Annotated in this window: 24 protein-coding genes and 1 pseudogene; 15 read left to right on the top strand and 10 right to left on the bottom strand. The window is 62.9% G+C overall.

The window, feature by feature from the left end; genetic code table 11:
* Positions 1-113 precede the first annotated feature (113 nt).
* Together M2432_RS26625 and M2432_RS26620 are read right to left on the bottom strand one after the other, a co-directional pair.
* Entirely contained in the window at positions 114-1,682 is a 1,569-nt protein-coding gene (locus M2432_RS26625) for a hypothetical protein (protein WP_280829852.1), read from the bottom strand.
* A gap of 420 nt (positions 1,683-2,102) precedes the next feature.
* A pseudogene (locus M2432_RS26620) lies at positions 2,103-2,321 on the bottom strand (D-aminoacyl-tRNA deacylase); the annotation flags it as partial.
* 195 nt (positions 2,322-2,516) lie between these two features.
* On the opposite strand from M2432_RS26620, the gene M2432_RS26615 reads away from it, so the two are divergent.
* The 6 genes from M2432_RS26615 to M2432_RS26590 all read left to right on the top strand — a co-directional run bounded on the left by M2432_RS26615 (position 2,517) and on the right by M2432_RS26590 (position 9,068).
* Positions 2,517-5,273, top strand: a complete 2,757-nt coding sequence (locus M2432_RS26615) for a choice-of-anchor D domain-containing protein (RefSeq protein WP_280829851.1) — start codon at positions 2,517-2,519, stop codon at positions 5,271-5,273.
* 347 nt (positions 5,274-5,620) lie between these two features.
* Entirely contained in the window at positions 5,621-6,214 is a 594-nt protein-coding gene (locus M2432_RS26610) for a hypothetical protein (protein ID WP_280829850.1), read from the top strand.
* 207 nt (positions 6,215-6,421) lie between these two features.
* On the top strand, positions 6,422-7,387 hold the full coding sequence (locus tag M2432_RS26605; RefSeq protein ID WP_280829849.1) for a hypothetical protein: 966 nt from the start codon (positions 6,422-6,424) through the stop codon (positions 7,385-7,387).
* Positions 7,384-7,902, top strand: coding sequence for a hypothetical protein (locus M2432_RS26600; protein WP_280829848.1), 519 nt, complete (start codon positions 7,384-7,386; stop codon positions 7,900-7,902). Before M2432_RS26605 ends, M2432_RS26600 begins: the two co-directional genes overlap by 4 nt.
* Before the next feature lie 638 nt (positions 7,903-8,540).
* Positions 8,541-8,876, top strand: a complete 336-nt coding sequence (locus M2432_RS26595) for a hypothetical protein (RefSeq protein WP_280829847.1) — start codon at positions 8,541-8,543, stop codon at positions 8,874-8,876.
* Positions 8,877-8,912: 36 nt separating this feature from the next.
* Positions 8,913-9,068, top strand: a complete 156-nt coding sequence (locus M2432_RS26590) for a hypothetical protein (protein WP_280829846.1) — start codon at positions 8,913-8,915, stop codon at positions 9,066-9,068.
* Positions 9,069-9,113: 45 nt separating this feature from the next.
* Here M2432_RS26590 and M2432_RS26585 read toward each other — a convergent pair whose 3' ends face one another.
* The 3 genes from M2432_RS26585 to M2432_RS26575 are packed head-to-tail and all read right to left on the bottom strand — an operon-like array spanning position 9,114 to position 11,290.
* On the bottom strand, positions 9,114-10,277 hold the full coding sequence (locus tag M2432_RS26585; RefSeq protein ID WP_280829845.1) for an NAD(P)-binding protein: 1,164 nt from the start codon (positions 10,275-10,277) through the stop codon (positions 9,114-9,116).
* Positions 10,274-10,402, bottom strand: coding sequence for a hypothetical protein (locus tag M2432_RS26580; protein ID WP_280829844.1), 129 nt, complete (start codon positions 10,400-10,402; stop codon positions 10,274-10,276). The genes M2432_RS26585 and M2432_RS26580 overlap by 4 nt, the downstream gene beginning before the upstream one ends.
* A gap of 12 nt (positions 10,403-10,414) precedes the next feature.
* Entirely contained in the window at positions 10,415-11,290 is an 876-nt protein-coding gene (locus M2432_RS26575; RefSeq protein WP_280829843.1) for an RNA polymerase sigma-70 factor, read from the bottom strand.
* Positions 11,291-11,752: 462 nt separating this feature from the next.
* Here M2432_RS26575 and M2432_RS26570 point away from each other — a divergent pair, with 462 nt between their 5' ends.
* Positions 11,753-12,229 carry an NADAR family protein gene (locus M2432_RS26570; RefSeq protein WP_280829842.1) on the top strand — a complete coding sequence of 159 codons (477 nt, stop codon included), beginning with the start codon at positions 11,753-11,755 and terminating at the stop codon, positions 12,227-12,229.
* Positions 12,230-12,563: 334 nt separating this feature from the next.
* Here M2432_RS26570 and dtd read toward each other — a convergent pair whose 3' ends face one another.
* The 3 genes from dtd to M2432_RS26555 all read right to left on the bottom strand — a co-directional run bounded on the left by dtd (position 12,564) and on the right by M2432_RS26555 (position 14,868).
* Positions 12,564-13,004: a D-aminoacyl-tRNA deacylase gene (gene dtd / locus M2432_RS26565; RefSeq protein WP_280829854.1), complete on the bottom strand. Its 441-nt coding sequence runs from the start codon at positions 13,002-13,004 to the stop codon at positions 12,564-12,566.
* Positions 13,005-13,365: 361 nt separating this feature from the next.
* Entirely contained in the window at positions 13,366-14,139 is a 774-nt protein-coding gene (locus M2432_RS26560) for an SDR family NAD(P)-dependent oxidoreductase (RefSeq protein WP_280829841.1), read from the bottom strand.
* 111 nt (positions 14,140-14,250) lie between these two features.
* Complete coding sequence (locus tag M2432_RS26555) at positions 14,251-14,868, bottom strand: TetR/AcrR family transcriptional regulator (protein ID WP_280829840.1); 618 nt, start codon at positions 14,866-14,868, stop codon at positions 14,251-14,253.
* 149 nt (positions 14,869-15,017) lie between these two features.
* Between M2432_RS26555 and M2432_RS26550 the strand changes: the two genes are divergently transcribed.
* The 7 genes from M2432_RS26550 to M2432_RS26520 all read left to right on the top strand — a co-directional run bounded on the left by M2432_RS26550 (position 15,018) and on the right by M2432_RS26520 (position 20,894).
* Positions 15,018-16,286, top strand: coding sequence for a cytochrome P450 (locus tag M2432_RS26550; protein ID WP_280829839.1), 1,269 nt, complete (start codon positions 15,018-15,020; stop codon positions 16,284-16,286).
* A 2-nt stretch (positions 16,287-16,288) separates the two neighbouring features.
* Positions 16,289-16,501 carry a ferredoxin gene (locus M2432_RS26545; protein ID WP_280829838.1) on the top strand — a complete coding sequence of 71 codons (213 nt, stop codon included), beginning with the start codon at positions 16,289-16,291 and terminating at the stop codon, positions 16,499-16,501.
* 27 nt (positions 16,502-16,528) lie between these two features.
* Positions 16,529-17,362: a TauD/TfdA family dioxygenase gene (locus M2432_RS26540; protein ID WP_280829837.1), complete on the top strand. Its 834-nt coding sequence runs from the start codon at positions 16,529-16,531 to the stop codon at positions 17,360-17,362.
* Positions 17,359-18,129, top strand: a complete 771-nt coding sequence (locus tag M2432_RS26535; RefSeq protein ID WP_280829836.1) for an SDR family NAD(P)-dependent oxidoreductase — start codon at positions 17,359-17,361, stop codon at positions 18,127-18,129. Before M2432_RS26540 ends, M2432_RS26535 begins: the two co-directional genes overlap by 4 nt.
* 4 nt (positions 18,130-18,133) lie before the next feature.
* On the top strand, positions 18,134-18,742 hold the full coding sequence (locus M2432_RS26530; protein ID WP_280829835.1) for a carboxymuconolactone decarboxylase family protein: 609 nt from the start codon (positions 18,134-18,136) through the stop codon (positions 18,740-18,742).
* The gene (locus M2432_RS26525; protein WP_280829834.1) at positions 18,742-19,671 is read left to right on the top strand and encodes a TIGR03564 family F420-dependent LLM class oxidoreductase; all 930 of its coding nucleotides are present in this window, start codon (positions 18,742-18,744) and stop codon (positions 19,669-19,671) included. Before M2432_RS26530 ends, M2432_RS26525 begins: the two co-directional genes overlap by 1 nt.
* 80 nt (positions 19,672-19,751) lie before the next feature.
* A complete protein-coding gene (locus M2432_RS26520; protein ID WP_280827278.1) occupies positions 19,752-20,894 on the top strand; it encodes an amidohydrolase family protein in 1,143 nt (380 codons plus the stop codon).
* 328 nt (positions 20,895-21,222) lie between these two features.
* Here M2432_RS26520 and M2432_RS26515 read toward each other — a convergent pair whose 3' ends face one another.
* Entirely contained in the window at positions 21,223-22,089 is an 867-nt protein-coding gene (locus M2432_RS26515; protein ID WP_280829833.1) for an alpha/beta fold hydrolase, read from the bottom strand.
* Between the two features lie 40 nt (positions 22,090-22,129).
* On the opposite strand from M2432_RS26515, the gene M2432_RS26510 reads away from it, so the two are divergent.
* The gene (locus M2432_RS26510) at positions 22,130-22,840 is read left to right on the top strand and encodes a hypothetical protein (RefSeq protein WP_280829832.1); all 711 of its coding nucleotides are present in this window, start codon (positions 22,130-22,132) and stop codon (positions 22,838-22,840) included.
* A 597-nt stretch (positions 22,841-23,437) separates the two neighbouring features.
* On the opposite strand, the gene M2432_RS26505 is transcribed toward M2432_RS26510, so the two are convergent.
* Positions 23,438-24,076 (bottom strand): TetR/AcrR family transcriptional regulator, encoded by a 639-nt coding sequence (locus M2432_RS26505; RefSeq protein WP_280829831.1) that lies wholly within the window; start codon positions 24,074-24,076, stop codon positions 23,438-23,440.
* Between the last annotated feature and the right edge of the window lie 1,544 nt (positions 24,077-25,620).

Genomic DNA, 25,620 nt, shown 5'->3' with positions numbered 1-25,620 from the left:
CCGGTTGACCCCGATCGAATTCGAAGCAATCATGACCGCACCGGCCAGACAAGCCGCGTGAGAAAACTGTCACCTGATCGTGCAGCAGACCCATACACCTCGTTGACCACAGCTCAAGCTTTCGAGCCGGTTGGCTTGTTGTCGCCCCGTGCGTCGATCACGATGATGTCCTCACGGGCCTCCAAGTCGAGCTCCCGAAGCAGTGCTAGGAGGCGCGTCTGCTCATCAGCCGCGTAGACGACGATGACCGTCACTGCCGTTGCGGTGTTGTTTGCCCGCTTGTAGATCTCGACTTGGTTTTGCAGGTTCCGTTTGAGCTGACGGTTGCTCGCAAGTTTGAACTCAATGAGAGATTTGTCGGCAGCCCCGATGCTGATCTTGAAGTCGACTGGTCCGCGGCCGTTGTTCGGCTCGCGATTGACGTCGAAGGCACTGCCGAACCATGCGAGGCCGAAGTACAGCTGGACTTCCGACTCCTTCGCGAAGGATCCGTTTCCGCGGTTGACGAGCTTCCAACCGTCTTGGTCCTCCACATAGCGCTTGAAAAGCTTTGCCCGAGTGAGCGCTTCGTCGTAGCTCGACCACCCCGCTTTGTAGAAGTCAGTGCGGCTACGGAGGTCGTGCACAAGCCGCGTTAGTTGCGCGACAAAGACTTCGAAGGTGTCACGGACTTTCTCATGACTCCGTTGCTCAGCGTCGTCGCCTGCGTCTTCCCTAAGGCGGATGTAGTAGTCGAGCAGTTCAGGGTACTGGCGGACAGTCGACTGCACTGCGGCTACGGCGTGTGCATGGTTGGGTTTGTCGCCGAGCGCCTTGGCAAAGTAATTGGAAACCTGCGCGCGTAGTTCCTCGTTCGGCAGGGCGGCTGGGATGGAGGCGAACCGGTTGACCATGTCACCAAAGCTGATCCAGGTGTCGTCTCGGGTCAGCATGTCGATTGGCGTCAGCAAGACGTAGTCGCCCCAGACCGCAGGAAGGCGATAGGTTCCTGATTCCCATGCCTCGGTCGCGTAGTTGAACCGCACATGCGTGACGCCAAAATCTCGACACTGCTCGGGCTTCAGATGCTGGCGAGCGAAGGTTTGCGTGTAGTCGAGCAGGTATTCCTTGATGAGGTTCGTCGTGAAGTCCGAGATTCCGTCCCGACCCACTCCCGGCCGGATCAGACCGACTTTTTCGAGGTGGCTTGACCTCGTGATCTGCTCTGTGCCGAAATCGTTAAGGATGCTGGTTAGCGAATCGTTGAGTGCCGATGCGAATTTCGAGCCGAGGCCGAGGCCGCCGTTGCCGAGTACGGAGAACCCCAGCCAGTTCTGCCGAACCTCCGGGAACCGGAACAAGCTCCTGATTAAGGCCGGCTCCAGTGCACCGGATGAGGCCTTATCGCGTAAGAACCGTAGGTAGCGCAGTATTCCTTCGTGCAGCTGCTGGTACTCGGGCTTTTCGCTGTGGAACAGGAGGAATGGATCGACAAATAGCGGAAGGTCGGAAGCAACGGACACATCAAACGCTCCGTACTCAGCAAGCACGTCAGAGGCAACGCCCAAGTACTGCGACAGATACAGATTGAGGCCGTCCTCCAGCACGCTTCCACATTGCCACCCCGGACCGCTCAGAGGCGGCAACTCGATTAATAGCCGCGTCGGCCTGGCCAGCACCCGGCGCGGGAAGACGAGCACCATAGCCGTTCGCCTATAGCCGAGCACACTCGCTCAACCGCGGCGTCTACAGCCGCCGCCGACGACTTGGCCCGAACAGCTGTAGCCGCGTCAACCGTCTCGGCGGATTGGACTACCACCCGGCGACAACCGCCGATAACAGCCAACTATGTCGGCCGGTAGAACTGGTGCCGCGCGACAGTCTCAGTCGCCAAAAGCCATATGGTCCCGATCTGCTTGTACCACGGGTACACGAGAAGCAAAGCACCGCATCATATTTCACATTGCGGCACCTGGAGCGTCCGGCGTGGCTGTCCGTCCGAAAGACCCCGTGGCCTGCGAGCGAGCCCAAGAATGCCTCGCCGCCAACCCCTTCCGCCGATCGGTAGCGCCTGCGCAGGTTTGTGAGTTCCTCGAGGAATGCGAGAAGCTACAACAACGGCATCATGACGACGACAGCTCCAGCAGCACCGTCACCGGCCCGTCGTTCACCAATTCGACCTGCATATGGGCCCCGAATACACCGGTGGCCACGTCAGCGCCCAATTCGCGCAGCGCGGCGATAAAGGCCTCCGCCAGAGGCTCGGCCACCGGCGCCGGCGCTGCCGCATTCCAGGACGGCCGCCGCCCCTCGGTGGTATCGCCGTACAACGTGAACTGACTCCCCCATTACGGAGATCGAGCTGAGACTGTTCTAATCGGTGAATTCCGGTCCGCCCAGCGGACCGCACTCTTGCTCACACCAAAACCCCTGATGTGCAATCGATCTCGCAGGGTGCCAGAGGAGCGCTGCACCCGGGCCGCCCCAAAGTCAAGTGCGGGCGGCACCGTCGGAACGAGAGCAGAGGGGAATGTCTGATGCCGGAGTCACCACGCCAGAAGTTGGTTGATCTCGAGGGCAGCGAGCGCCGGCACCTTCTGGGCACCGAGCGGGTGGGCCCGGCGGATCCCGCCGAGGAGATCACGGTCATCGTCAGTCTGCGCCAGCGTCCCGACGGGCCGCCGCTACCCGACATGGAGCACTGGGCGTCCACCCCGCCGGGCCAGCGGCAGTATGTCACGCAGGAGCAGGCCGCGGAGCTATACGGCTCGGCGCCGGACGAGGTCGAGCTCGTCGCGAGCTTTGCCACCGAGCGTGGGCTGCGGGTCGTCGAAGCCAGCCCGGCCCGCCGGTCAGTCCAGCTGACTGGTTCGGTCGCTCAGATCGACAGCGCCTTCGGAATCGAGCTGTCGATCTACCGGCGTGGATCGCAGGTCTACCGCGGCCACGACGGTCCAGTGCGTCTACCCTCCGCCGTGGCCGAAGTCGTTGTGGCCGTCTTCGGGCTGGACAACCGGCCCCTGGCCGCGCGAGCGGCGGGAGTCAATCCGGACGGGTCTGGGGTGACACCCCCGGAGGTGGCGGGGCTCTACGGGCTTCCGTCGATCCCGTCAAGCATCTCGGGTCAGACGATCGCCATCTGGGAGTTCGGCGGCGGCTACGTCACGGACGCCAGCGGCAAGCCGACCGATGTCGATGCATACCTCCAAGCGCTGGGCCTTCCCGCCCCCACAGTGCTTCCGCCGGTGCCGATCCTGGGCGGCGCGAACGTTTTGAGCGGGACCCCGGGCCACCCCGGCGACGACGCGGAAGTGGCGCTCGACATGCAGGTGGTCGCGTCCGTGGCCGTCGGCGCCGCGATCGCGGTGTACTTCATCGGCACCAACTACGACATCGGCTGGATCGCTGCGATTGGCGCCGTGGTCGCGCCCGGGCCGGGTCAGCCGTCCCCGTCGGTGGTCACCATCAGCTGGGCCTGGGACGAGGCGGAGTGGAACGCGTCTCAGCTGGCGGCGATGAACGGAATGTGGGCGTTGGCGTCGGCCATGGGTAAGACCATTTTCGCGGCCAGCGGCGATAAGGGATCGATGGGTAACGCGGACGAATCAGACGGACGTGCCCACGTGTGCTATCCGGCCTGCGATCCATGGGTGACGGCGGTCGGTGGGACGAGCATCTACAACGTCTCGGGCTCGAGCTTCGACGAAATCACGTGGAACGACAACGGCGTAACCGCGGGAGGCATCAGCACCGCCTTCGGGCTCCCGTCCTGGCAGGTCGGCGTCGGTATCCCACCGTCGATCAACAACGGAACCACCGTCGGGCGGGGCGTCCCCGACGTCGCCGGGTATGCGAACGGCTACGAGATCTCTCTCTACGGTGAAGATGGGGGTTCGTGGTGGGGCACCAGCGAGGCCTCACCCTTGTACGCAGCAATGGTCGCGGTCTTCAACGCCAACCTCGGTTATAACCTTGGCCACTTCAACAGCACCATCTACGCTCTGGCGATGACCATCGGCGCGGATATCTTCCGCGATATCGATGACGGCCGCAGCAATGCCTTCACCTTCACGGAACAACCGCCAAATCCTCCGACAACGATAACGTCGCCCGGGTACAACGCGGTCAAGGGCTGGGATGCCTGCACTGGGTTGGGAAGCCTGCGAGCCGGACGGTTCTACGCCGCGTTGGCGAAGCTCCCGATCCTGGCCAGCGCGGTCGCCGGCGGCGGGAACTTCGGCTCGGTCTGCACCGGCTCGTGGATCGACCAAATGCTGACGATCGACAACTCCGGCTTCGGGTCGCTGGCCATCTCCGACATCACCTCGTCTTCGCCAGACTTCCTGGCACCCACCGTCGCGAGCTACCCGCTGGCGGTCGAGGTGGGAGCGTCGATAGATGTCGTCCTGCGCTTCGCGCCGGGGAGCGCCGGCCTGAAAACAGCCACGATCACCGTGACCAGCAACGACCCTGCGAGTCCGCATCTGATCGAGGTGGCGGGGATCGGTGAAACGCCGCGGCTCAGCGTCGTCGTCCCGAATTCTGGGGACTTCGGGGAAGCGTGCGTAAAAGCGGGCGTCGGCGAGGCACTGATCCTCAACAACAGCAGCCGGTGCCCACTGACCGTCACCGGTGTAGTCTCCTCGGACCCCGAGTTCGTGGTCCCCGCGGTGGCCGCGTACCCACTGCTCATCGGCTCCGGCGGATCGCTACCGCTGCCGGTGCGGTTTGCCCCCACGAGCGTGGGCCCCCACTCGGCAACGATCACCATTGACAGCGACGACCCCGCGGGACCGCACAAGGTCGCCGTCAGCGGCGTCGCGGCGGGTGGGCACCTCACCGTCACAGGCTCCAGCGTCTTTGGTGGGGTGAAGTGCGAAACGACCGAGCAACGCACGATCTCCCTTTGCAACACCGGTGACTGCGATCTTCGAGTCACCGAAGTCGCTCTCCGGCACGGCCACCCCGAGTTCCGCCTGATTAATGATCCCGCTCCGGTCACGGTCCACCCGGGCTGCTGCCTCGCCGTTGTGATCGAATACCGCGCGATCGAGCGTGAACCCCACCCCTGCCAGCTCTTGATCAAAAGCGACGACCCCAGCGAGCCAATGAAGCTCGTGGATGTGGTCGCCTACACGGTGTGGGATTGCTCCTGCGATCCTTGTTGCGCGAATCCGCGCTGCTCCTGCCGTACCTGTCAGGAGTCCCGCAATCCGTGCCGATGCGGCGGCGGTGATCGGGACGACTGTCTTGGTGCGGAGCACCGTGACGGCGTAAATCGACCCTCGGTCTGATTGACCTCGTTTCACTAAGAGCGAGACACAAAGCCGGGAAGCACGTCCGATCGATTCAGGGCCGATACAGCGCGGCGCGAGCGGTGGCGATTCCAAACGAGCGGCACTTGAATGATCTCGGTACGGGCAACGGAGCGGCCTGGTTCCGCAGCAAGCGCAGTCCTGCGCGGATCAGACATGTATGCATCCATTGCAGCCTCGGACGTCCACTCATATAAGCGAATCTCGACGGGACGGTTTTCTTCGCCATCGCGGCGGGCTCGCTGCAACACCGTCCCGCCGTGCTCGCTCACCAGGTCCTACGCTCTCCGCTGCCAAGAAAGTTACATCGGGAAGGGGTTGTCACAATGACAGTCGTCTGGGACATGGGAACCGCGATCGCTGCGCTCGTGGCGATCGCGGTGGCGATCGGCGGGTATGTTCGATTTGTTCTGATACGCGCCAACATCGGCGCCCAGTTCGACGTCGAATTCACACCTCTCGGGCCCGCGGCCGGCGGCGTTGCCGGCGATGTCAACTGCATGGTCACGAACTTGGGGGCCAACACGCTGCTCGTCCGCCGGGTATCCATTCGGTACCGGTACTCCGCCGATGGTGATGCTGTGGAATCAGGCCACGGCCTTGAGCCGCGATTGGGACGAACCACTGCGGGGTACCAAAAGGCGCCATGGATCAATCTGTTCGACGAAAAGGAAAGAGGACGTAGCGTCGTATTCGGCGGTGGCACACAGGCATACCGCAAACCCTTGCTTTTGGCCCCTGGCGTACAGATAGTAAGCATTTGGGCGCGATGCGACTACCAGGTACCGATTAATCGATTCAACCAGAAGCTCGTGAAACTTGTCCTGCGCCCCAGAGGTGATCTTGACTTCACGGGGGGCGTGAAGAATCACGAAGTTCGACGCACGTTTGCCGCGCAACAACACTGGCGGCCGGATTAAGCTCCAGCACAGGGTCAAGCTTCATTGAGCCTGCCCAGCGACAACACGGTCGTGCTCCAAGGCCAGACACAACAAGTTTTCCTCATCCTCCAATACCACTTCGGCAGGTTTTAACGCCTCAGGTCAAAATCGCGCACTGCTACGACAATCCATGCAAGTTTCAGGCTTCGAGGGGGGTGATACGCGGTGGCGGGATGCTGGGCCTGCGTGGTTCGGACGTCGGCGCTGATTCAGGACGCGATCGGCGTGTGCAAGACCTGCGGAGGGCTGAGCTGCCCGGCGCATGGCGGCAAGAGCCAAACGCCGGCAGGACTGTGGAACCAGTCATTTCAGTGTTGCTACTGCCTTCGCGGCGCGGTGACGCGCAGCGCAGGAAAGAAACCCCCGCCGGGCGGCTCAGGCGGTGGCGGCGGTGGGGGCCAGCCACCTGGCGGTCCGCCACCCCGTCCCGGTGGTGGCGGAGGCGCAACGCCGCCGCCGGGCGGCGGCCCGCCGGGACATTCACCGAGCGGCCCTGGGGCGGTGCCCTTCGACGGCGGTGAAGCCGACGCTACAGCCGGGCAGCCCCACTTCCGCAGCACCGTGGATTTTCAAGCCCAGTTCCCGCAGCTCGCCGAGGCGTCGCAACCCTGGCGCAACTCGGTTGACATCACCGTCCTTACGACCGCCGTAGCCGTCCTTTTCGAGCTGCGCAGGGACACAGACGCGCGCGAACAGTACCTGACTACGGTCGGGGACTCACTACATGAGGCGTTGCGCGACGGCTACACCGAGGAGCTGCAGAACAGACCGATTGCCGCAACGGTGACCGGATCAGACAATGCCGATGTTCTGGCTGAACGCGAGCGCGACGGCATGATCGACCAGCTGCGCGGCTGGCTAACAACACAACTAGAGGCATGGATGGCCGAAATCTATCCGGTAGTCAGGATGAAGGACTGGCTGCAGGCCAACCAGCCGGGCGGCCGGCCGATCGACTTTCTCCTGCTGGCAGATGCGATCGGGCTCAATGCCTATGCCTGGGATGTCGACCCAGACTTCCAGCCGTTCAAGCGCCTCGACATCGTCGCCGGCACCGAGCCCGGCCTGCTGGTGCTGGCGTCGCTGTATGCGATCGGTATGGGGTTCCGGGAGCCAACAGCGGCTCCGGTACCCGTGGGGGTCGCCCGATGACAACCAAACACTCGGCCTGGACGAGCGGGGACGCCTTCGGCAACGCCGAGTTCGCCGACCAGGGCCAGATCCGCTTCTCGAAGGGAGCGATCAACCGCAACGGTGAGGTAGCGCGGCTGCTGCTCGTGCAACGCAAAGGCCGCACCGAACCAGCGCTACTCCTCAAGTCCGTCGTCGAAGGCGGCCCCGATAACGTCGGGATCTATTTAGCGCCAGCCGATTACGAAAGACTCAAGGAACCCGACAGCACGGATGACCACATCTCGTTGGAATTCCACGATGCCGGACGAGTCAAAGCGATAACCCACCCGAGCAACCGCGGCGCGCTGGGCGATGCCCTCGTCACGTTCGTCTCAGCGCTCGCGCTAGCAGGGTGCGCGCTCGCCAATGTCATCTTCTCGCAAAAAGCCGACACCAGTCCCGCGATCTTTTGGATCGCCCTCGCCGTGCTCGTGTTGACAGTCCTGGCTGGCATATGGAAGGTGAGCCGCGACATCGGGAAGCTGTACAAATAGGCGGTCAGTGCGCCTCGACGATCGTCGGGTGTCGACTGATGACAGCCGCATCGTGGAGGGACAGTACCTCGCCCCACCATTCCCTCAAGCCACTGCTGCGGTGAATCGTCATGGCCGAGCTCCTCGAATCGATTCGTGACGTATACATGCTTGTGGGCAGAAGCTATCGAGGCCGTCTCAACGGATCCTCAACGTCCGGCCCCTTCCCCTGCCATCGTGGTGCCGCGTACATGATGCACACCGGCCGTGTGTCCCCCAGCGACGCCGGTGGACACCCGATGCCAGTTCGGTCACGCGGGCTGCTGCCGCCCTGACCGCGATCGCTGCATCCAAATGCAAACCACGCCCCAAGCTACGAGGAGGCCAAGCATCTAAGAGCGCCGATGGAGCATTTGAAGAACCAAGTTTCGGGATCCCCGCCGGATGAAGATCATTTCGGTCCTTGAACGCAGTTGCGGCGTTGTTTGACTCGTGAAAATGGTGACGTCGCTTCGCAATACGCCGCCGAGAAGTGTCTGGTAGTGAAGTGGGGTCGGTCAGATTCCTGCGACTGTGTGCAGATCGCCCCGCACCGACCCCACACAGGTTTACCGTGAGCAATGCAAGCTCCACTCGACCCTACGCAGAAGGACGAGTTAATGACGACGACAACCCCATCCGAAGAACCAAAAGAGCCCGTGATCGTTGTCGATGACGACCCAGACATCGTTGATAGCCGCAAGGTGCAATTCGAATCGTGGAGCCGCCTCGATCACAACCCTGACGCGCTGCGCATCTACTTCGAACTGACCTCGCCCGACGTCACGGGTGCGCATGCCACGGTGGTTGAAGATCCTTCTAGAGTCGAAGTGACGCTTCACATCGGCGGGAAACCCGGCACCGGACCCATTCACACCGATCTTGCCTACATCGCCGGCCTCGATGTCCGGCTCGGTGAACCGCTCGGCAACCGAAAAGTGCTCAGTGTGTTCTGATTCCACTCCTGGGTGCGTTATTCAACCCTTCTGGTGATGCCGGCACTCGCGATTGCCATCGCGGCGCCTTCATCCGCCGACCCCAACACCGACGCGCTGTTTCTCGCGGTACTGGACAAGGGCAGCGTGCCCTACACCGACACACACGACACGATCATCGGCGCCCACGCGATTTTGCCTGTATCTCAGTGATCACAACGGCGGCACGTACCTTGGAGCCTGCGTATCGCGGCGAATTCACAAGGTCTGGAGCTTGCGACAAGCAAGCTTGCTGGCACTGAGGGCGCTGCTGATGGACACCTCGGCGAGCAGCCCGGGGGCCGCTACAGCGTCGCCGATGAGGTAGCGGTTGTCGCCTCGATCGACCGCGGGTCGGTCGCGCCAGGTATAGCCGGGCAGGTCGAGCGCCCCTGTTCGGTTGTTGGCGATTTGGTCACGGCGCCAGGTGACCCGCTCGTGCCACCCGGGGAATGCCAAATCGAACACCGACTCAAGGCGCGTCAGGCCGTCGGCTTTGGATTCGTTGGGCCGCAGCGGTATTTGACCCTGCAACAGGGCGTGGCCGGCGGGTGCTAGCGTGGGATCTTGGCTCGTGAAGCGTTCGATCATGGCGCCCCCGTCGCAGTCGAAGACCGCGAACGGGTCCCGCTTGGAGTGCAGTAGCCCGGTGTCCAGCAGCGCGGCTCGTCCACCCTCCCAGCGCAGCGTGTCATCGTTGAGCAGCACCCGCGCAGCTTCCAGTGATGTCGCAACGATGACGGAATCGGATTCGGGCAAATTGGTGATACGGGAATTGGTTTCGATGCGCACGCCCAACGATTTGGCCCGGCATTCCATGCGTTCGACGACCGCTGCCCAGCCGCCGCGTGGATAGCGCGTAGTTGGTGGGCAGCTTGGGGTTGTCACCCGCAGGAGTCGTTCGAACACGAAGGCTGCTGACAGCCGGCCAGGGTTAGCGTCATAGATGGCTGGTCCCACCACGCCCTCGGCGGCACGACATGCTGTCTCGCCGAATCGTCCGCTGGCCCAGTCCCGAAAGCTGACCTCGACAGGTGCGCGATATCCACGCCCAACGGTCACCATCGCGATAAAGCTGGCCGGCGGGGCTTTGTGCAGTCGGCCCCCATGGCGGAAACGAACGCGGCATAGCTGGCGAAGGCCGAGCCGGTGCACTGGCTGGACCAGATCGCGTCCGGCCAACCACCGCCAGGGCGCCCCGTCGTAGAACGCGTGAGTGCCGTCGTTGGCAATGTACGGAGCGGGGGTGCTGCGGGCGCGACCGCCGAGCGTGCTGTGCGCCTCGTGCAGCACCACGGCTGCGCCCTGCTCAGCGCACGAGATCGCTGCGGTTAGCCCCGCCAGGCCACCGCCGATCACTGTCACGGTCGTCGCAGGACTCACTTCCCGGACTCCCTTGTCGACACGATCGATTCGTGGATAAGGTGCCCGGCGCCAGTGCCATCGAAACGCCAGTTGATCCGATCGTTGTGTGCCGCGGCGGTGTGGTCGCCGGCGATGATTTCCATTCGCAATTCCTTTCAGCGAGTCAGGTTTTGGTGGTGGCTGGTGTTGCCGAGCTTGTCTGGATTTCGCACGGCATAGATGGCGTGGATTTGCCCATCGGCGATGTCGAACAACAACGCTTGAGTCGGTGTGCCCGCGCGTCGAAACACCACGGTGGGCATGGCATTGCACCGCGTGAACTCCGCGCGCAGGCCGGGCGCAGTGACGCGGACGACACCCATGGCGAACCGCGCGACAGGCTCGCGGCCGACGAGCGGTTTACGGGTTGCGGCTGCTTTACCGCCTCCATCCGATATCTGCACCACATCGGGTGCGAGCACGTCCATCAATCCCTGAAAGTCGCCGGTGTTCGCAGACATCAGAAAGCGCGTGATGATCTCGTCAGCGTCCTCAGGCGTGGGGTTGAATTTTTGGCGGCGCGAATTTACGTGTGTGCGAGCGCGATGCGCGATCTGGCGCACAGCAGCCTCGGACTTGCCGGTAAATTCGGCGATCTCTGCGTTGCTGAAACCAAATATGGTGTGCAGCAAGAAAACGGCGCGTTCGTCCGGGCCGAGTGACTCGAGCACAACCATCATCGCCATCGAAACCGCCTCCGCGAGCGTGGCGTCGGAGGAGACGTCAGAAGCGGTCACAAAGGGCTCAGGTAACCAGCTGCCGACATATAGTTCTCGGCGTCGGCGAGTCGTGCGAAGTCGATTGAGCGCCTGCCGCGCGACGATCCGAGCGAGATAGACACGCGGATCGTTGATCGAGTTGAGGTCGACCTCGCTCCATCGAAGGTAGCTGTCTTGCAGCACGTCTTCGGTATCGACCACGGTCCCCAAAATCTCGTAGGCGATCGTGAATAGCAGCGGCTTGTATTCACTAAAGACCGATGCATGACTCACACCGCAACCCCTTCCCGGAATAGGTTCCGCACCATAGACACCGCCCGTACGGTGAAAGGTGACACATCTCGACAGTGATGGCGGTCACATTTGGAGAGACACCCTCAGAGCTGCCCGACACAGAAGGCCTGACTACTACCCCGCCACCGACACCCCGAGCTAGCCAGAGTTGGCTGGAGACAAATGCTCGCGGTGGCGCCATGAGGAGGCGATGGGTCGACAATTCCGTCGCGGGCGGCCCAGCGGGGCACGGCCTCGGCGGATCGAAATCGGAACCGGCTCATGCAGGGGGGCATCGTGGACCGCGCTCTGTTGGTCCGTGCCACGGCCGCCGGCCCACGAATGCGAAGCATTGTTCATGGTGTAGGCGACGCACCCGTATTCGGTGGCCGAACGTTGACACAGCGGCTGCCGTTGCTGCGCTGGTCGGATCCTGTCGGACCCGCGTCATATCTTCGGACCATGGCCACCACGGATGACGTTCAGCTACCGGTCATCGACAGGTTTCGCGGCGACCACTACTTCCTGTCGAACTTCTACCCAGCGGTCACACCGCACCGAGGGCACCACTTCCCCACCAGCGAGCACGCCTACATGGCCGCCCGAACCACCGACGCCGGCGCTGTCGCGGCGATCCTCGCAGCATCAGTCCCTACCCATGCCCAGCAGATCGGCCGCACCGCAACACAACTCGCCAACTGGGACCAACACCGTTTCAGGCTCATGGAAGAGATCCTCATCGCCAAATTCACCCACAACCCCGAACTGGCCGACAAGCTCATCGCAACAACAGGAAGTCTGCTCATCGAAGGCAACACGTGGCACGACCAAACCTGGGGGAACTGCACCTGCGACGAGCACCGCGGACTAGCCGGCGAGAACGCCCTCGGCGTCTGCCTCATGGCCGTCCGCATGCACCTAGCAGCAAGCCGCCGATGAACGGGCAAACACCGTACCCGAGGGAGCGGAACGACGCCACCGCCGATAGCACCCAACTATGTCGACCTGCTAGAACCAGTGCCGCGCGACGATCTCGGTCGCAAGAAGCCATTTGGTCCCGATCTGCTTGTACCAACCGCATACGAGAAGCACAGCACCGCATCATATTTCACATTGCGATACCTGGCGCGTCCGGCGCGGCTGGCCGTCCGAAAGACTCCAGAGCCTGCGAACGAGACCAAGAATGCCTCGCCGCCAACCTCTTTCGTCGATCGCAAGCGCCGGCGCAGGATTGTGAGCTCCTCGAGGAATGCGAAAAGCTACAACAGCGGCATCATGACGATGCCAGCTCCAGCAGCACCGTCACCGGCCCGTCGTTGACGAGTTCCACCTGCATATGGGCCCCGAAAACACCGGTCGCCACCTCGGCACCCAACTCGCGCAGCGCAGCAACAAAGGCGTCTACCAGAGGCTCGGCCACCGGCCCCGGCGCTGCTGCATTCCACGACGGCCGTCGCCCCTTGGTGGTGTCGCCATACAACGTGAACTGGCTGACCACCAGGATCGGCGCCTCAACGTCCGCGGCACTGAGTTCGCCGTCGAGTATCCGTAGACGATGTATCTTCGCCGCCATCGTCCGCGCGACCTCGACATCGTCGGAATTGGTGACGCCAACGAGCACCACCAACCCCTGCCCCTCCGGGCGGATCTGACCCACGGTCTGTCCGTCGACCGATACCCGCGCTGACGTCACTCGCTGCACCACCACCCGCATGTTCGCCGATGTTGCCACAGCGAAGCTGCGACATGGCTCATGAAGCACACTGTCCGATGCAGCCAGACGTTCGAGGTTCGATCGGCACTCGCGCGCGGATCGGCCGACGCAGTATCGACAACGCTCAATTCTGTCAGGCCGTCAGTGGCTGATGCCAGGGATTGGGCGGGTGCAAAGCGGTCATCGCTGTACGGAACTCAGCGGAGAATTCCTTGGGCGGCAACGGATCTACACACGCCGCGACTGTAACAGGAGTGATCGGCTGGTGATCAGCGGCACCCATCATCAAGCTGGGGCGGTCACACCACGCATTGACCAGGCCGTTACTTGTCGACCGAGGTACCAAGATTGCGGTCCAGCATCAGATATACATGCCGCCGTTGACGCCGATAACTTGGCCGGTGATGTAGGAAGCGCCTTCTGAGCAGAGGAAGGCGACTGCTGCGGCGATGTCGTCGGGTGTGCCGTTTCGTTGCAGAGGGACCATGGTGGCCAGGATGTCGAGGTCGGGCACCGTTCCGACTGCGACGCCGGCGCGCGCCATCGGCGTGTCGACAATGGACGGCGGGATAGTGTTGACCGTAATCCCCTGTGGCGCAAGCTCGAATGCTAGCGCTTTGGTCAATGCGATGACACCACCCTTGGACGCCACGTAGTGAGCACGCTGCGGAGCGCCGGATTGTGCGCTGGATGAGGAGATGGTCACGATGCGCCCCCAGCCTGCAGCCTGCATGTCGGGTATAGCGGCTTGGATACAGGTAAATGTGCCGGTGAGGTTGACCGCGAGCAGGTGATTCCATTGCTCTGGGGTGATGTCGGTGATGGGCACAGGGATACCGACGTCGATGCCGGCACTGGTGACCATGATGGCGACAGGGCCGAGTTCGTCGCGGACGCGGTCGATGGCGCGGTGGACTGAATCGCGATCTGTCACATCGACTTCGATGCCGATTGTGCGTGCGCCGGCGGCGGCGAGTTCTCTTGCCGCGGCGTGCACCATGTCGCCTTGGCGATCCAACAGAGCGACGGAGTGACCGGCGCGGGCCAGGTGAGCGCCGACGGCGGGTCCGATACCAGAGGCACCTCCGGTGATTACCGCTACCCGCCTTCCTTCGGTGTTCTCGATCTGAATCATGCCAGCTCCCTGTCTGGTGATGGGGCGCGCCGCGACGCGCGGTGCCGCGGCTAATCGAACCGCGTGATGTTAACCCGTCGGCGGCAGGAAAACTAGGCGAGCGCCTAGCTGCTATTGCCCTACGAGTGGGTCGCCCTTGCTTGCCTTAGTGAGAGATACTTCGTACCGGTCGAGGTACTCGCTGACGAGTTCAATGGTCTTGTCGTGGCCGGTTGTGATGCCTAGGCCGGTTTCGAGGACCAGGAGTCGGCCGACGGCCGCGATAAGAACCGAGACTACTTCCGGCGGGAGCTGGCCGTTGCCTTGGTGTTCGCGAAGGATGAAGGTGAGGGCAGCGACTTGCGCCTCGCGGAAGCGCTCGGCACCAGCGGCAAGCTCGGCCTGGATCTCTTTTCGATGATTGCCGAGAGCCATGAACTCCATGACGAGCTGCACGCCGCGCGGGTCGCTGGTGATGTCCCACAACGCATGGAGCGGCTTATCCGACGCCAGCGCTTTGCGTTGTGTGTCCAAGCTGGCTTGGGTGCCGCGTTTGAGGACGGCCAGGTACAGCTCATCCATAGTCGGAAAGTAGTAGTAGACGACCGCGCGTTGGACGCCGACTTTCTCCGCAACGCGCCGTGAGGTAGCCGCAGCATAGCCTTCCACGAGCATGATCTCCGCGCACGCATCTAGCAGCTTCTCGCGGGTGCCGGTGTCGCGCGCACCTGCCTTACTTGATGTGGCCATGCTTATGCCTCCTGCCGTCGGTGCCCGTTCAATCCCGTACCACCTTGACCGGCGCCGGGCGGGGTGCTAAGCATATGCCAGCTCAGTAATTAGGCAACCGCCTGATAACTTCAGGCCTGATGTTGCTATGCAATTGACGAGGAGGTTCCATGACTAACGGTCTGGACCAGGCGGACATCTTCACAAGCGAAGAGGTCATTAACGACCCGTATCCGTATTTCGATCAGCTGCGATCGCGCTGCCCGATTGCCTCGATCGCGCAGCCTGGTGTGTTGGCGGTGACCGGATATGACGAGGCGGTCGAGGTGTACCGCAACGATGCGGCGTTCTCATCTTGTAACGCGATGGGGGGACCCTTCCCTCCGTTTCCGGTAGAACCCGGTGCCGATGACATCACCGATGCCGTGCAGGCTAACCGGGAGCACTGGGTGTTCAACGAGTTCATGGTTACCAAAGACGGCGCCGACCACGAGGCTGAACGCTTCCTGTTGCGCCGCCTGATGACGCCAAAAAGGCTCAAAGAGAACGAAGACCAGTATGCGGGAATTGCCGATGCATGCATCGACGCGTTCATCGACACGGGCCGATTTGAGGTGGTGGCCGACTACGGGAAACCCTTCACCACCATGGTGATCGCCGACCTACTAGGCGTGCCGCCCGAGGACCGCGATCACTTCCGCAAGATCTTCACCGGCCAACATGTGGCCGCACTCGGTGGTGATTCACCACTACCCGAGAACCCGTTGGAGTACATGTACGAGACCTTCGGCGGGTATATCGAGGATCGCCGCCGCGAGCCTCGCGACGATGTGCTGACGGCCCTGGCCACCTCCACTTATCCGGACGGCACACTGCCCGATACAGAGTCGGTCGTACGTCTGGCCACGTTCCTGTTCGGTGCCGGGCAGGACACCTCGGCACGATTGATGGCGTCCTCACTGCGATTCTTGGCAGAAAACCAGGATCTTCAGGCCATCCTTCGCGCCGATCACAGCCAGATCCCGGCGTTTATTGAGGAGGTGTTGCGGTTGGAGAGTCCGACCATGAGCGACTTCCGGATGACCCAGAAGACCACTTCTGTTGGCGGCGTGAACATCCCGGCAGGGACGACCATCATGCTGCACCCCGGGGCGTCCAATCGGGATCCGCGCAAATTCCCGGACCCAGAAACCTTCCGCCTTGACCGCGAGAATCTGCGTGAACACATCGCGTTCGGACGGGGTGTGCATTCCTGCCCAGGAGGCCCACTAGCCCGGGCAGAAGGGCGAGTGACGATCGAACGGTTCTTGGACCGCACCACATCGCTGACCCTCTCCGATGAGCACCACGGGCCGACAGGAGCGCGTCGGTTCAGGCACGATCCGACCTACATCATCCGGGGGCTCAGCGACCTGCATCTCGAATTCACCACGGTCTGACCATGGTGGCCACGTCATCAGTACGAGTCCAGATCGACCCGCAGTCGTGTGAAGGGCACGGCCTGTGTGTTCAGCTCGCGCCGGACGTTTTCGACCTCGGCGACGACGAGATCGCCGCCTGCTCCGAGCAACCCGATCGTAGCGACCTAGACGTCGTAAAAGCAGCCGTCGCGGCATGTCCCCGGCAGGCCATCAGCCTAACTGAAATACCGTAACTACCTACTGCTACAAAGGATTAATCCATGACCATTGCCATGAGCCCGATTTCTGAGGCTATCGGTGTACAGGTCACCGGCTACACCAGCAGCGACTTTTTGGCACCAAATGCGGCTCGGGATTGCCAACAGCTACTGGACCGCCACGGGGTCGTGGTCTACCGCGAAGCCCACATCACCGACGCCGACCTGGTGGCGTTCTCCCGCCGGCTCGGCGAGGTTGTGGTGGCCAGTACCGGTGGGCACCCGGACTTTCCAGAGATCTCACCGGTCACACTCGACCCGTCCAAGAGTGCGTTGGCCGGGCTGCGGCGCAGCACCATCTTCTGGCACACCGACGGTCTGACTGACCAGATCCCGCAGAAGGCGACCCTGCTGACCGCTCGGGAAATTGCCGATGAGGGCGGCGACACCGAATTTGCCACCACCTACGCGGCTTTCGAGGCTCTGCCCGCCGGCAGGCGCGACGAACTTGAATGCCTTCGCGTCGTGCACAGCGTGACGGCGTCGCAGCTGTTGCTCAACCCGACACCCACCCCGGAGCAGCGGGCCAAATGGGACCGGGCCCCGTCGCGCGAGCACCCGTTGGTGTGGCGACGCCGCGACGGGCGCAAGTCGCTGTTGATCGGTGCCACCGCCGGGCAGATCGTCGGGATGAATGCCGACGACAGTCGTGCGCTGCTCGACGAGGTCCTTGCCTGGGCTACCCAGCCCCAGTTCGTCTTACATCACCAGTGGCGGGTCGGGGATCTGGTGGTCTGGGACAACACCGGCATGTTGCACCGCGCCATCCCGTACGAGCCCACCTCGCGCCGGCTGATGCACCGCACCACGCTGGTCGGCGAGGAAGCCATTACATGAGCTCCTTTCCGTGTTGGAGTGCCCAGCCGACGGCGATCGTCACTGGCGGCGCCTCCGGGATCGGGCTGGCCATCGCCCAGCGCCTCAGTGCCGAGGGTGCCGCGGTGGCCATCTTCGATCTCGACGCCGACGCTGCAACGGCAGGCGCTGAAAAGATTGCTGCGCAAGGGAATCGCGCGATCGGTATGCAGGTCGACGTCACCGACCGCGCTGCCATCGATGCAGCCGTCGAAACCACCGCCGGCGAGTTGGGGTCGCCGACCATCCTGGTCAACAATGCCGGTCTGGACGGGTTTGAGAAGTTTCTGTCGATCACCGCTGACAGCTGGCGAAAGATCCTCGCGGTCAATCTGACCGGTACCTTCGACTGCTGCCAGGCAGTGGTCCCACACATGCTCGACGCGGGATGGGGGCGCATCGTCAACATCTCGTCGTCGAGCGCCCAGACCGGAAATCCGTTGATGGTGCACTATTCGGCGGCTAAAGCCGGCGTCGTCGGATTCACCAAAGCCCTTGCCCAGGAACTAGGTCCGCGCGGCATCACCGTCAACACCATTCCGCCGGGGTTCATCGACACGCCCATGCTGCGACGCAGCGAAGACCGCGGGTTCCTGGGGCCCGGAGTGCAGGCGGCCGAAGCCAACACCCCGGTGCGCCGCATCGGCCAACCCGACGACATCGCCGCGGCCTGTGCATTCCTGTGCTCGGAGGCCGCCGGCTACATCACCGGCCAAGTGGTCGGTGTCAACGGAGGAAGGGTTCTGTAAAGCCATGGCACGTATAGATCCACTGCCGCCCAAGGAATTCTCGGCCGAATTCCGCACGGCGATGACCGCATTGCGCCCACCCAATCCCCGGCATCAGCCACTGCCCACCAAAGACCGGCCCAAGGCACTCAACACTCTTGGAACACTGGCCCACCACCCCGACCTGGCGCGCGCCTACTTCACCTTCAACGGCCATCTGCTGCTCGGAACCACTCTCACCGAGCGGCAGCGCGAGCTGGTCGTGCTGCGGGTCGCCGCGGTACGGCAGTCCAGTTATGAGTGGTACCAACATCTTTTCGTCGCCCGCGACGCGGGGATCAGCGACGAAGAGGCAGGCCGGGTTGCCTACGGGCCGGAATCGCCGTTGTGGAGCGAGTTCGAATCGGCATTGCTGCGCTCAGTCGACGAAATGATCGTCGACGGCGGTATCAGTGCTGCGACCTGGCAGGTGCTGGCCACTGAATTCGATACCCGCCAGCTACTCGATTTGGTGTTCACCGCGGGCGGCTATGACATCCTGGCGCGGTTGTTCAAATCGTTCGAACTCACCATGGACGACGACATCCCCGCCCTGATGGCCCGATACCAGCAACTGTTCCCGACGGAGCCCTGATGCGCATCGGCCTCACCGGCGGAGGGTCGACGCTGGAATCGATCGTCAACCAAGCCCGCACGGCTGAAGAACAAGGTTTCACGTCGCTGTGGTACGCCAGCAATGTTGCAGCAGATCCGTTGACCGCCATGGCAATTGCCGGGCGGGAAACCTCGACGATCGAACTGGGCACCGCAGTGCTGCAGACCTACCCTTGTCACCCGCTGCTGCAGGCCAACCGGGTCACCGCGGCCGCGGACGCCATGGGTCGGCCCGGATTCACCCTCGGCTTGGGGCCTTCGCATGCCACAGTGGTCCACGACGTATACGGACTGCCCTACGATCACCCGGGCCGCAACACCGAGGAATACCTCACCATCATCACTGCGGTGCTGCGCGGCGAACAGGTCGATTTCACCGGTCGCGATTGGAGCGCGCATACTGCAGGCCGGGCCGCCGTCCCTACCAATCCCGTGCAGGTTCTGTTGTCGGCGCTCTCGCCACGGATGCTGCGAATCGCCGGGGCCATCGCCGACGGCACTGTGTTGTGGATGGCATCGGCCAAGGCCATTGCCACCCACATCGCGCCGGCGATCCACGCGGCAGCGACCGACGCGGGCCGGTCTGCACCGCGGATCGTCGCCGGGCTGCCTGTCGCTGTCCACGACGACGAAGCAGAAGCCCGCTCGGCAACCCAAGCCACCGCGGGGATGTACGCGCAAATGCCCAACTACCAACGCATTATCGAAACCGGCGGCGGCACCTCACCGGCCGACGTCGCCATCGTCGGCACCGAAGCATCAGTGCGAAGACAGCTGTGCGAATTGCTCGATGCGGGAGCCACCGATATCTGGGCCCAACCCATCGCCGTCGGACACGACAGATCGCAGCGCGCCCAATCCAGACAACGCACCACAGACCTACTGCGGGAACTGCTCGCAGAGCAGTGAACGTGGTGCAGTCAGGCGACGAGCCAAACGTCCATCGCCATCGCCGTCGCCAAGTCCATCGCCGTCGCAAAGTAGAGGTCATGACGATCACCACCAGTCCGCGGATACCGGCCGCCGAACGAATCGCAGTGCGCTGCGTCGACTCCGACGTGCACCCGGTGCCCAAACGCGGCGAACTCGTCGACTACATCCCCGAGCCGTGGCGCTCGAAATATTTCCTGTCGCACGAATACGGCGACCTGATCTACTACGACGCCCCGGACTACGCGCACTCTTACGCCATGCGGGTCGACGCCTTTCCACCCGACGGCGAATTTGCCTGCAGTGACCCGGATTTCGCGTTCAAACAGTTGATCATGGACGCTGGGGCGGATATCGCAATCCTGGAGCCGGGCGCATATCCTGCCCGGCTGGCCGGCGCTGATCACGCGATGAGCCAGGCTCTGAACACCTGGCAGGCCAATCACTGGCTGGACAGCCACAACAACTGGCACGAGCGCTGGCGCGGTTCCATCTGCGCATCCATCGAGGCGCCGGACCTGGCCGCCGCCGAGATCGAGAAGTGGGCCGGACACCCGTACATGGCGCAGATTCTCATCAAGGCCGAACGCCGCCCGTCGTGGGGCGACCCGATGTACGACCCGGTCTGGGCAGCAGCCACCAAGCACGACATCACCGTGGCCTGCCACCTGTCGCGCAGCCATTTCGAAGAGCTGCCCATTCCGCCGGTCGGATTCCCCAGCTACAACCACGATTTCATGGTCACCTACTCACTGCTGGCGGCCAACCAGGTGATGAGCCTGATCTTCGACGGCGTCTTCGACCGCTTCCCCACCCTGCGCATCGTGTTCGTCGAACACGCCTTCACCTGGATCCTGCCCCTGATGTGGCGCATGGACGCCATCTACGAAAAACGCAAGAACTGGGTCGACATCAAACGCAAACCCTCCGAATACGTCAAAGACCACATCAAATTCACCACCCAGCCACTGGACTACCCCGAAGACAAGACCGAGCTCACCAGAGCGCTGGAATGGATGGAGTGCGACAAGATCCTGCTGTACTCCAGCGACTACCCGCACTGGACCTTCGACGACCCCCGCTGGCTGGTCAAGCACCTGCCCGAACACGCCCGCGAAAACGTGATGTTCCGCAACGGCATCAAGACCTACAAGCTGCCCGACACCGTGCCGGCGCTCGAAGGACAGGTCAGGGTTTTCTGATCGGAAGACCACTCCCTACAGAGAGGCGACGCGAGGAAGAACGGTGCCGCCGAAGAAGGCGCATCAACGCAATCAGTTCCTAAATATTCGCACCCCACCCGCCGGATGCGAACGGCCGTGGGTCCTCATGATTGATAGTGATGGCCCCAAACGCATCAACGCTGCCCATAGCTACGCCGCCGCCCAGACCAAAGACGAATAGCTACACTCTGCCGCCATCAGGCACTGTGGGACGCTAATAATTTGTCTTGCAACGTGATCGATACCACCGCTCCCCCGTCGCACAACATGTCAGCGCCGGTTGTCAGCCAGGGAGCGGTGGGTGTCGTTATATCAGGGTGAATCCCGATGTGGGTTCGATGTTGTACAAGTGGGCTTCTAGAAAGTTGTTGAGTGCTTGGAAGAAGAGGTCAATAGGCGACATCGAGATTGCTGGGGCGGGAAGCGCGATGGCATCGGCGGTCCCTGCGCTGGTCGGGATCTGAATGGTCTGCCCGGGCGCAGCGTAGATGCCGTTGTGGGTTCCCTCCAGCATGTCGGCGATCCACCCCGAGGCTAGGGTTGGAACCGCCTGAACGTTCTGCGGCTCGGAGAACCCTGCGACCAGGTACTCACCCCACTGCAGCAGCGCGTTTCCGCCCTGGAGACCGTCGATGTGCTTGCCGCCGACCAGTTCCACACCGTTGAACTGGCCTGGGCGTGCGGCGTTCAACAGGGTGCTCATGCCGCCGTAGGAATTCCAGAAGTACGGCGGCGAGGCTATCAGGTCGATCGGCACACTGGCGGGTATTTCGGCCAGGGCCGTGGACATCTGCGTGGGGTCGATCGTCCCTCCATCGAGCATCACGACCCCGGCCAGGCTGCCGATCGAACCGTTGGCGACCATGTCCGCGGCGACGGCAAGTGCGAGACTGCCACCGAGCGAATGCCCAACGAGCACAACACGTTGCGGCAGCGTGATGGAGTGCCCGGCCGCCGCTGAGGCGCTGGCTGTCAGCGCTGCGCGGTCGCCAACAAACAGATCGGCCACCGCTTCCTGCATCGGGGCGCCGCCCAGCCACAGCGCATCGGGGGCAAAGAAATTGGAGGTGATTGTGGGGGCCACCACGATGCTGTCGGTCCGTTCGGCCAGGGCAGCTGCGGTGTAGCTATACATGGGCGCATTGGCCAGGATGCCGTGCTGTAAGTAGATCAACCCCTGCGGATCAGAACCGGTCGGGAAATACCAATCCGCCGTGACCGTGCAGGCGCTCCCACTGCACGGCAGCTGCAGTGTGGACGTCTTCTCTGTGACGGTGCTTCTGGGTGGGAGCACCGGGGGCCCTTCAACCAAGTTCAACACCGCGCCCAGCGCGTTGATTATCACCGAGCCAATCAGATTGATCAGCGTCGCCGGTCTGGGCGTGCCGACCGCCGAGGTCGTCGGGCTGGACGCGGCGGGGGTGATCGTCGGGCTGGCAGTGGCGGCGGCTGCGCTGGTGATCGAGCTCGGCACGACCGCCGGTGCCGCCGTCACGCTAGATGGGAGCGAAGCAGAGGTCGGCTTCACGGCGGGCGACGCGGCCGCAGGAATGATGTGCGTGTTCGCCGACTGCGGAGCCTGCGAGCCGGACGTGCTAGTGGGCGATGTCCGCCCAGTGGCGGCGTTCAGGGTCGCGGCGGCTGCGGTTCGGGCCGAAACGGCGGCGACCTGCGCCGAGCGGGCGTGCTGGTTCGCGATCGTGTGGCCCGTCCGTGCTGACGTTGGCGATTCTGTGTCGGTGTGTTCAGATGTGTTCGCGGCACTTGATTTCTGGTGCTCAGCCGAGGGTGCGTGTGGCGCCGGTGGCTTCGGCGCGCTGGTCTGCGAGGAGCCGGTGCTTGCTGCGGCGACACCTGCTGCGAGGATCGCTGCGGGACCAAGACATGCAAGAGTGAGGACTGCGAGCAGCCACACGCGGAGCTGATTGGGTCTCAAAGCTTTAGGTGGTTGCAACTGGCGCTGTCGACGTCCGTGCACACTTGCCGAGAAGACTGCCATCTGTAGCCGTGGGCGTCCCCGTCGACGAGTATCCACCCCGCGGTCGGTGTCGGCCTGGCCGGCCGGCCCGACACCAGACGTGCACGTGGGCACGGTCTCAGCGAGTCCACACGGGTCGACGGAAGCGGCCAGAACTTCTGTGCCGCTTTTGTTTAGCGCTCGGACCGTTTCACGGTCGACGCAAGTGATCATCGCGATGCGGCTCGGAAATGGCATATTGGGCCCTTCGGTGTACAGGCAATCGAGACCAGCAGCTCGGTAATCAGGACCGCTTGGATTGAATGGTCGGGCAGGCGCAAAGAGGTTCACACTCGACGGGTATCTAGTGGTCGGTGATGGGGTTCGGATTCCGCTCGAGATCACCCCGACGTCCGGGGCGTGGACAGACCTCGTCGGAGACATGCGTGAGGACCCCATCGGAAAGGTCAGCGAGGGCCAACGCAGGGCATCGGCCGCCGCATCGCAGATCACACGCCGACCGTACTATCTATAAACAGCGCTGTCTACAAGTTGGGATGGCGCGCTACAGCTGCGGAAACGCTTTCCAGATGGCTGTCGCCAGCTTCAGGATGGGCTGATGCAACGCCAGCACTGCTTCTGGTCCGTCGGTCATCATGCGCGCGGAGACGAGCGCAACGACGGCACCCACCAGTGCCTCGCACGCCGTGCGCTGGCCGTCCGTCGATGCACCAAACTGTGCCGCGATCAGATTGGCCACCGACTGTTGAGTGGCAAGTCGTCGTTGCCGCAGCCGCGCTCCTGCGCTGGTTGCCTCGACCAAAAAGAAGCGCGCTAGCACGGGTTTCTCGGCTAGCGCTTCCAGGTATGCGCGGATTGCGTGGTCGGCCCGATCTACCAGGTCGTAGTCGGTGGCGAGCGCCTCCTGGACTCGGCTCGCGACCTCTGCCGCGACCATTTCGTACGCCGCGATGATGCATGTTTCCTTGTTCGCGAACTGTTCGTAGAACGTCAGCCGGGACACCTTCGCCCGTGTGAGAATGTCGCCGACCGTGGTGTCGAGATAGCCTTTCTCGGCGGCTATTTCGGCGGCCGCGATGAGGAGCCGCCCACGCTGGGACGCCACAACTTCCTCGCGAGACAGGTTGTGGTAGCCCCGCGGTAAGGGCACATACTCCCGTTCAGGCGGTGACAGGTGTTCCACCACTTCATGATATTCCGGCCGGTGGGCTGCTTGTGTCAGTCGAGTCGTGTGCGGTGTCATTAGCGAGACACGCGCATCGATCTTGCAGGTTCGACTCGATGGCCGCGCTGACGGCCTGTGAGCCGGACAACACCGCGAAACACGTGAGCGCCGAACGTGATTCGTGGCCGTGCAGGTTCGGCTAACGGTTGGCCGCCGAGGCGACTGAGGGGTGGAGTGCCTTTTAGCGCAAGAGAATCACAGGTAACGTCGAGCTCGACGGCCCTCAAAACACCGATCGCTGCTACGACGCCGGAATCGACAAGTGCTCCGTCGCATCAGTAGCAATGGACGACGCCAGACACTCCAAACTCCAGCAAGACAATAACCTCACCGCAGTCGAAATGCTCAGCGCCACAAAATAAATTGGTGTCGCATCTGAAGACTGGCCGACCGGCGCCGCAGCAACACGAGCCACCGGAGCATGCGTGATCACCGTCCCATCGCTCAAGTGGCAGTTGCTCTCGACCGGGTCCAGGCCGTCTTACAGGCCGACAAGGTCATACCGCGCCCAACCGACGCCGCTGAGCCGGCCGCCCCTGCGAAGTGCGAACTGCTTCTCTGGTGAAGACTTCAGCCTTCGGCTACCCGAAGAATCACTCGTCGAATCGGCGCCGCGGTGGGTAAACGGTTGCCGCTGCTGCAGGTCCGAACGCGGCGTGGCCGAATTTCCGAAACCGGTCGGTCTATAGCCCCGCAGATGGGGCGGTCAAGTGCGCGCCGGTCACCGTCAACGCCACCGCATCAAAGCAGCGCACGTCGTACAGAAGCCTATGCAGCAGCAGCGCCACCACCAGCCAACCACCGATGTCCCCCGTGCTACTCCGCCGCTACGTTCAACACCCTGGCCTGCACCCTCGACACGTCCCCCAAGCGACCACTGGAGCGGTTCTACGAACTACGAGGCAAAAGGTCACGAACTCGAAAGGGGGAACCTGGTGAAAACCCCGACTCCGCTGATCAACTCCGGTAGGTGTCTCGCCTCCGGAAAGCGGTCAGGTGTCGTCGCCAGCTGTAGAGCAGCAATTTCTCCAGGTCTGGAATTTCATCTCCAACAAGCTCGCGAGTAGCGGTCTGTCGTTGGGGCCCGCTTGCACCCGGCGTGTCGAGGACCCTGACCATTCCGTCGACCTGTGACGTGGCGAGACGCGCGGGCCGCCCGACCCAATGTCCTGGCCGATTGCAGAGCCTGGGTTTGGTCGATCACATTGTTTTGCGCCACGGCGATAAACGTCGACGGTGCGTCGATGTCTGCGCTTGTGAATTCGGGGACATTCGCAAACCCAAGGGCGCGCCAGTACCGACGCTCCAGATAAGTTGGTACGACAACGATCTCGCTGACTTGGTGGCTGGTGAACTCATCGTCGGATCGGACGCGTGGGACGGGTCCGGCCCAAGTGACGCGCCCAATTCGATTGCGGGTTCGATGATCTTACGTATCAGACCAGCTCGTACCGTTCATCGTTGAAGCTTAGCGGGCGGTCGGCGCGACATGGTAGCGACGA

Source organism: Mycobacterium sp. OTB74, from assembly GCF_029892685.1.
Classification (GTDB): domain Bacteria; phylum Actinomycetota; class Actinomycetes; order Mycobacteriales; family Mycobacteriaceae; genus Mycobacterium.
The sequence above is the reverse complement of the archived record's forward strand: the minus strand, read 5'-3'. Positions and strand labels throughout refer to the sequence as shown.

Coding starts and splice junctions, on each gene's coding strand:
- M2432_RS26570 (WP_280829842.1), top strand. CDS start 11,753: ATGGCCACCACGGATGACGTTCAGCTACCGGTCATCGACAGGTTTCGC.
- M2432_RS26595 (WP_280829847.1), top strand. CDS start 8,541: ATGACGACGACAACCCCATCCGAAGAACCAAAAGAGCCCGTGATCGTT.
- M2432_RS26610 (WP_280829850.1), top strand. CDS start 5,621: ATGACAGTCGTCTGGGACATGGGAACCGCGATCGCTGCGCTCGTGGCG.
- M2432_RS26625 (WP_280829852.1), bottom strand. CDS start 1,682: ATGGTGCTCGTCTTCCCGCGCCGGGTGCTGGCCAGGCCGACGCGGCTA.
- M2432_RS26580 (WP_280829844.1), bottom strand. CDS start 10,402: ATGGAAATCATCGCCGGCGACCACACCGCCGCGGCACACAACGATCGG.
- M2432_RS26545 (WP_280829838.1), top strand. CDS start 16,289: ATGGTGGCCACGTCATCAGTACGAGTCCAGATCGACCCGCAGTCGTGT.
- M2432_RS26615 (WP_280829851.1), top strand. CDS start 2,517: ATGCCGGAGTCACCACGCCAGAAGTTGGTTGATCTCGAGGGCAGCGAG.
- M2432_RS26550 (WP_280829839.1), top strand. CDS start 15,018: ATGACTAACGGTCTGGACCAGGCGGACATCTTCACAAGCGAAGAGGTC.
- M2432_RS26525 (WP_280829834.1), top strand. CDS start 18,742: ATGCGCATCGGCCTCACCGGCGGAGGGTCGACGCTGGAATCGATCGTC.
- M2432_RS26555 (WP_280829840.1), bottom strand. CDS start 14,868: ATGGCCACATCAAGTAAGGCAGGTGCGCGCGACACCGGCACCCGCGAG.
- M2432_RS26530 (WP_280829835.1), top strand. CDS start 18,134: ATGGCACGTATAGATCCACTGCCGCCCAAGGAATTCTCGGCCGAATTC.
- dtd (WP_280829854.1), bottom strand. CDS start 13,004: ATGCGGGTGGTGGTGCAGCGAGTGACGTCAGCGCGGGTATCGGTCGAC.
- M2432_RS26520 (WP_280827278.1), top strand. CDS start 19,752: ATGACGATCACCACCAGTCCGCGGATACCGGCCGCCGAACGAATCGCA.
- M2432_RS26535 (WP_280829836.1), top strand. CDS start 17,359: ATGAGCTCCTTTCCGTGTTGGAGTGCCCAGCCGACGGCGATCGTCACT.
- M2432_RS26600 (WP_280829848.1), top strand. CDS start 7,384: ATGACAACCAAACACTCGGCCTGGACGAGCGGGGACGCCTTCGGCAAC.
- M2432_RS26560 (WP_280829841.1), bottom strand. CDS start 14,139: ATGATTCAGATCGAGAACACCGAAGGAAGGCGGGTAGCGGTAATCACC.
- M2432_RS26540 (WP_280829837.1), top strand. CDS start 16,529: ATGACCATTGCCATGAGCCCGATTTCTGAGGCTATCGGTGTACAGGTC.
- M2432_RS26590 (WP_280829846.1), top strand. CDS start 8,913: ATGCCGGCACTCGCGATTGCCATCGCGGCGCCTTCATCCGCCGACCCC.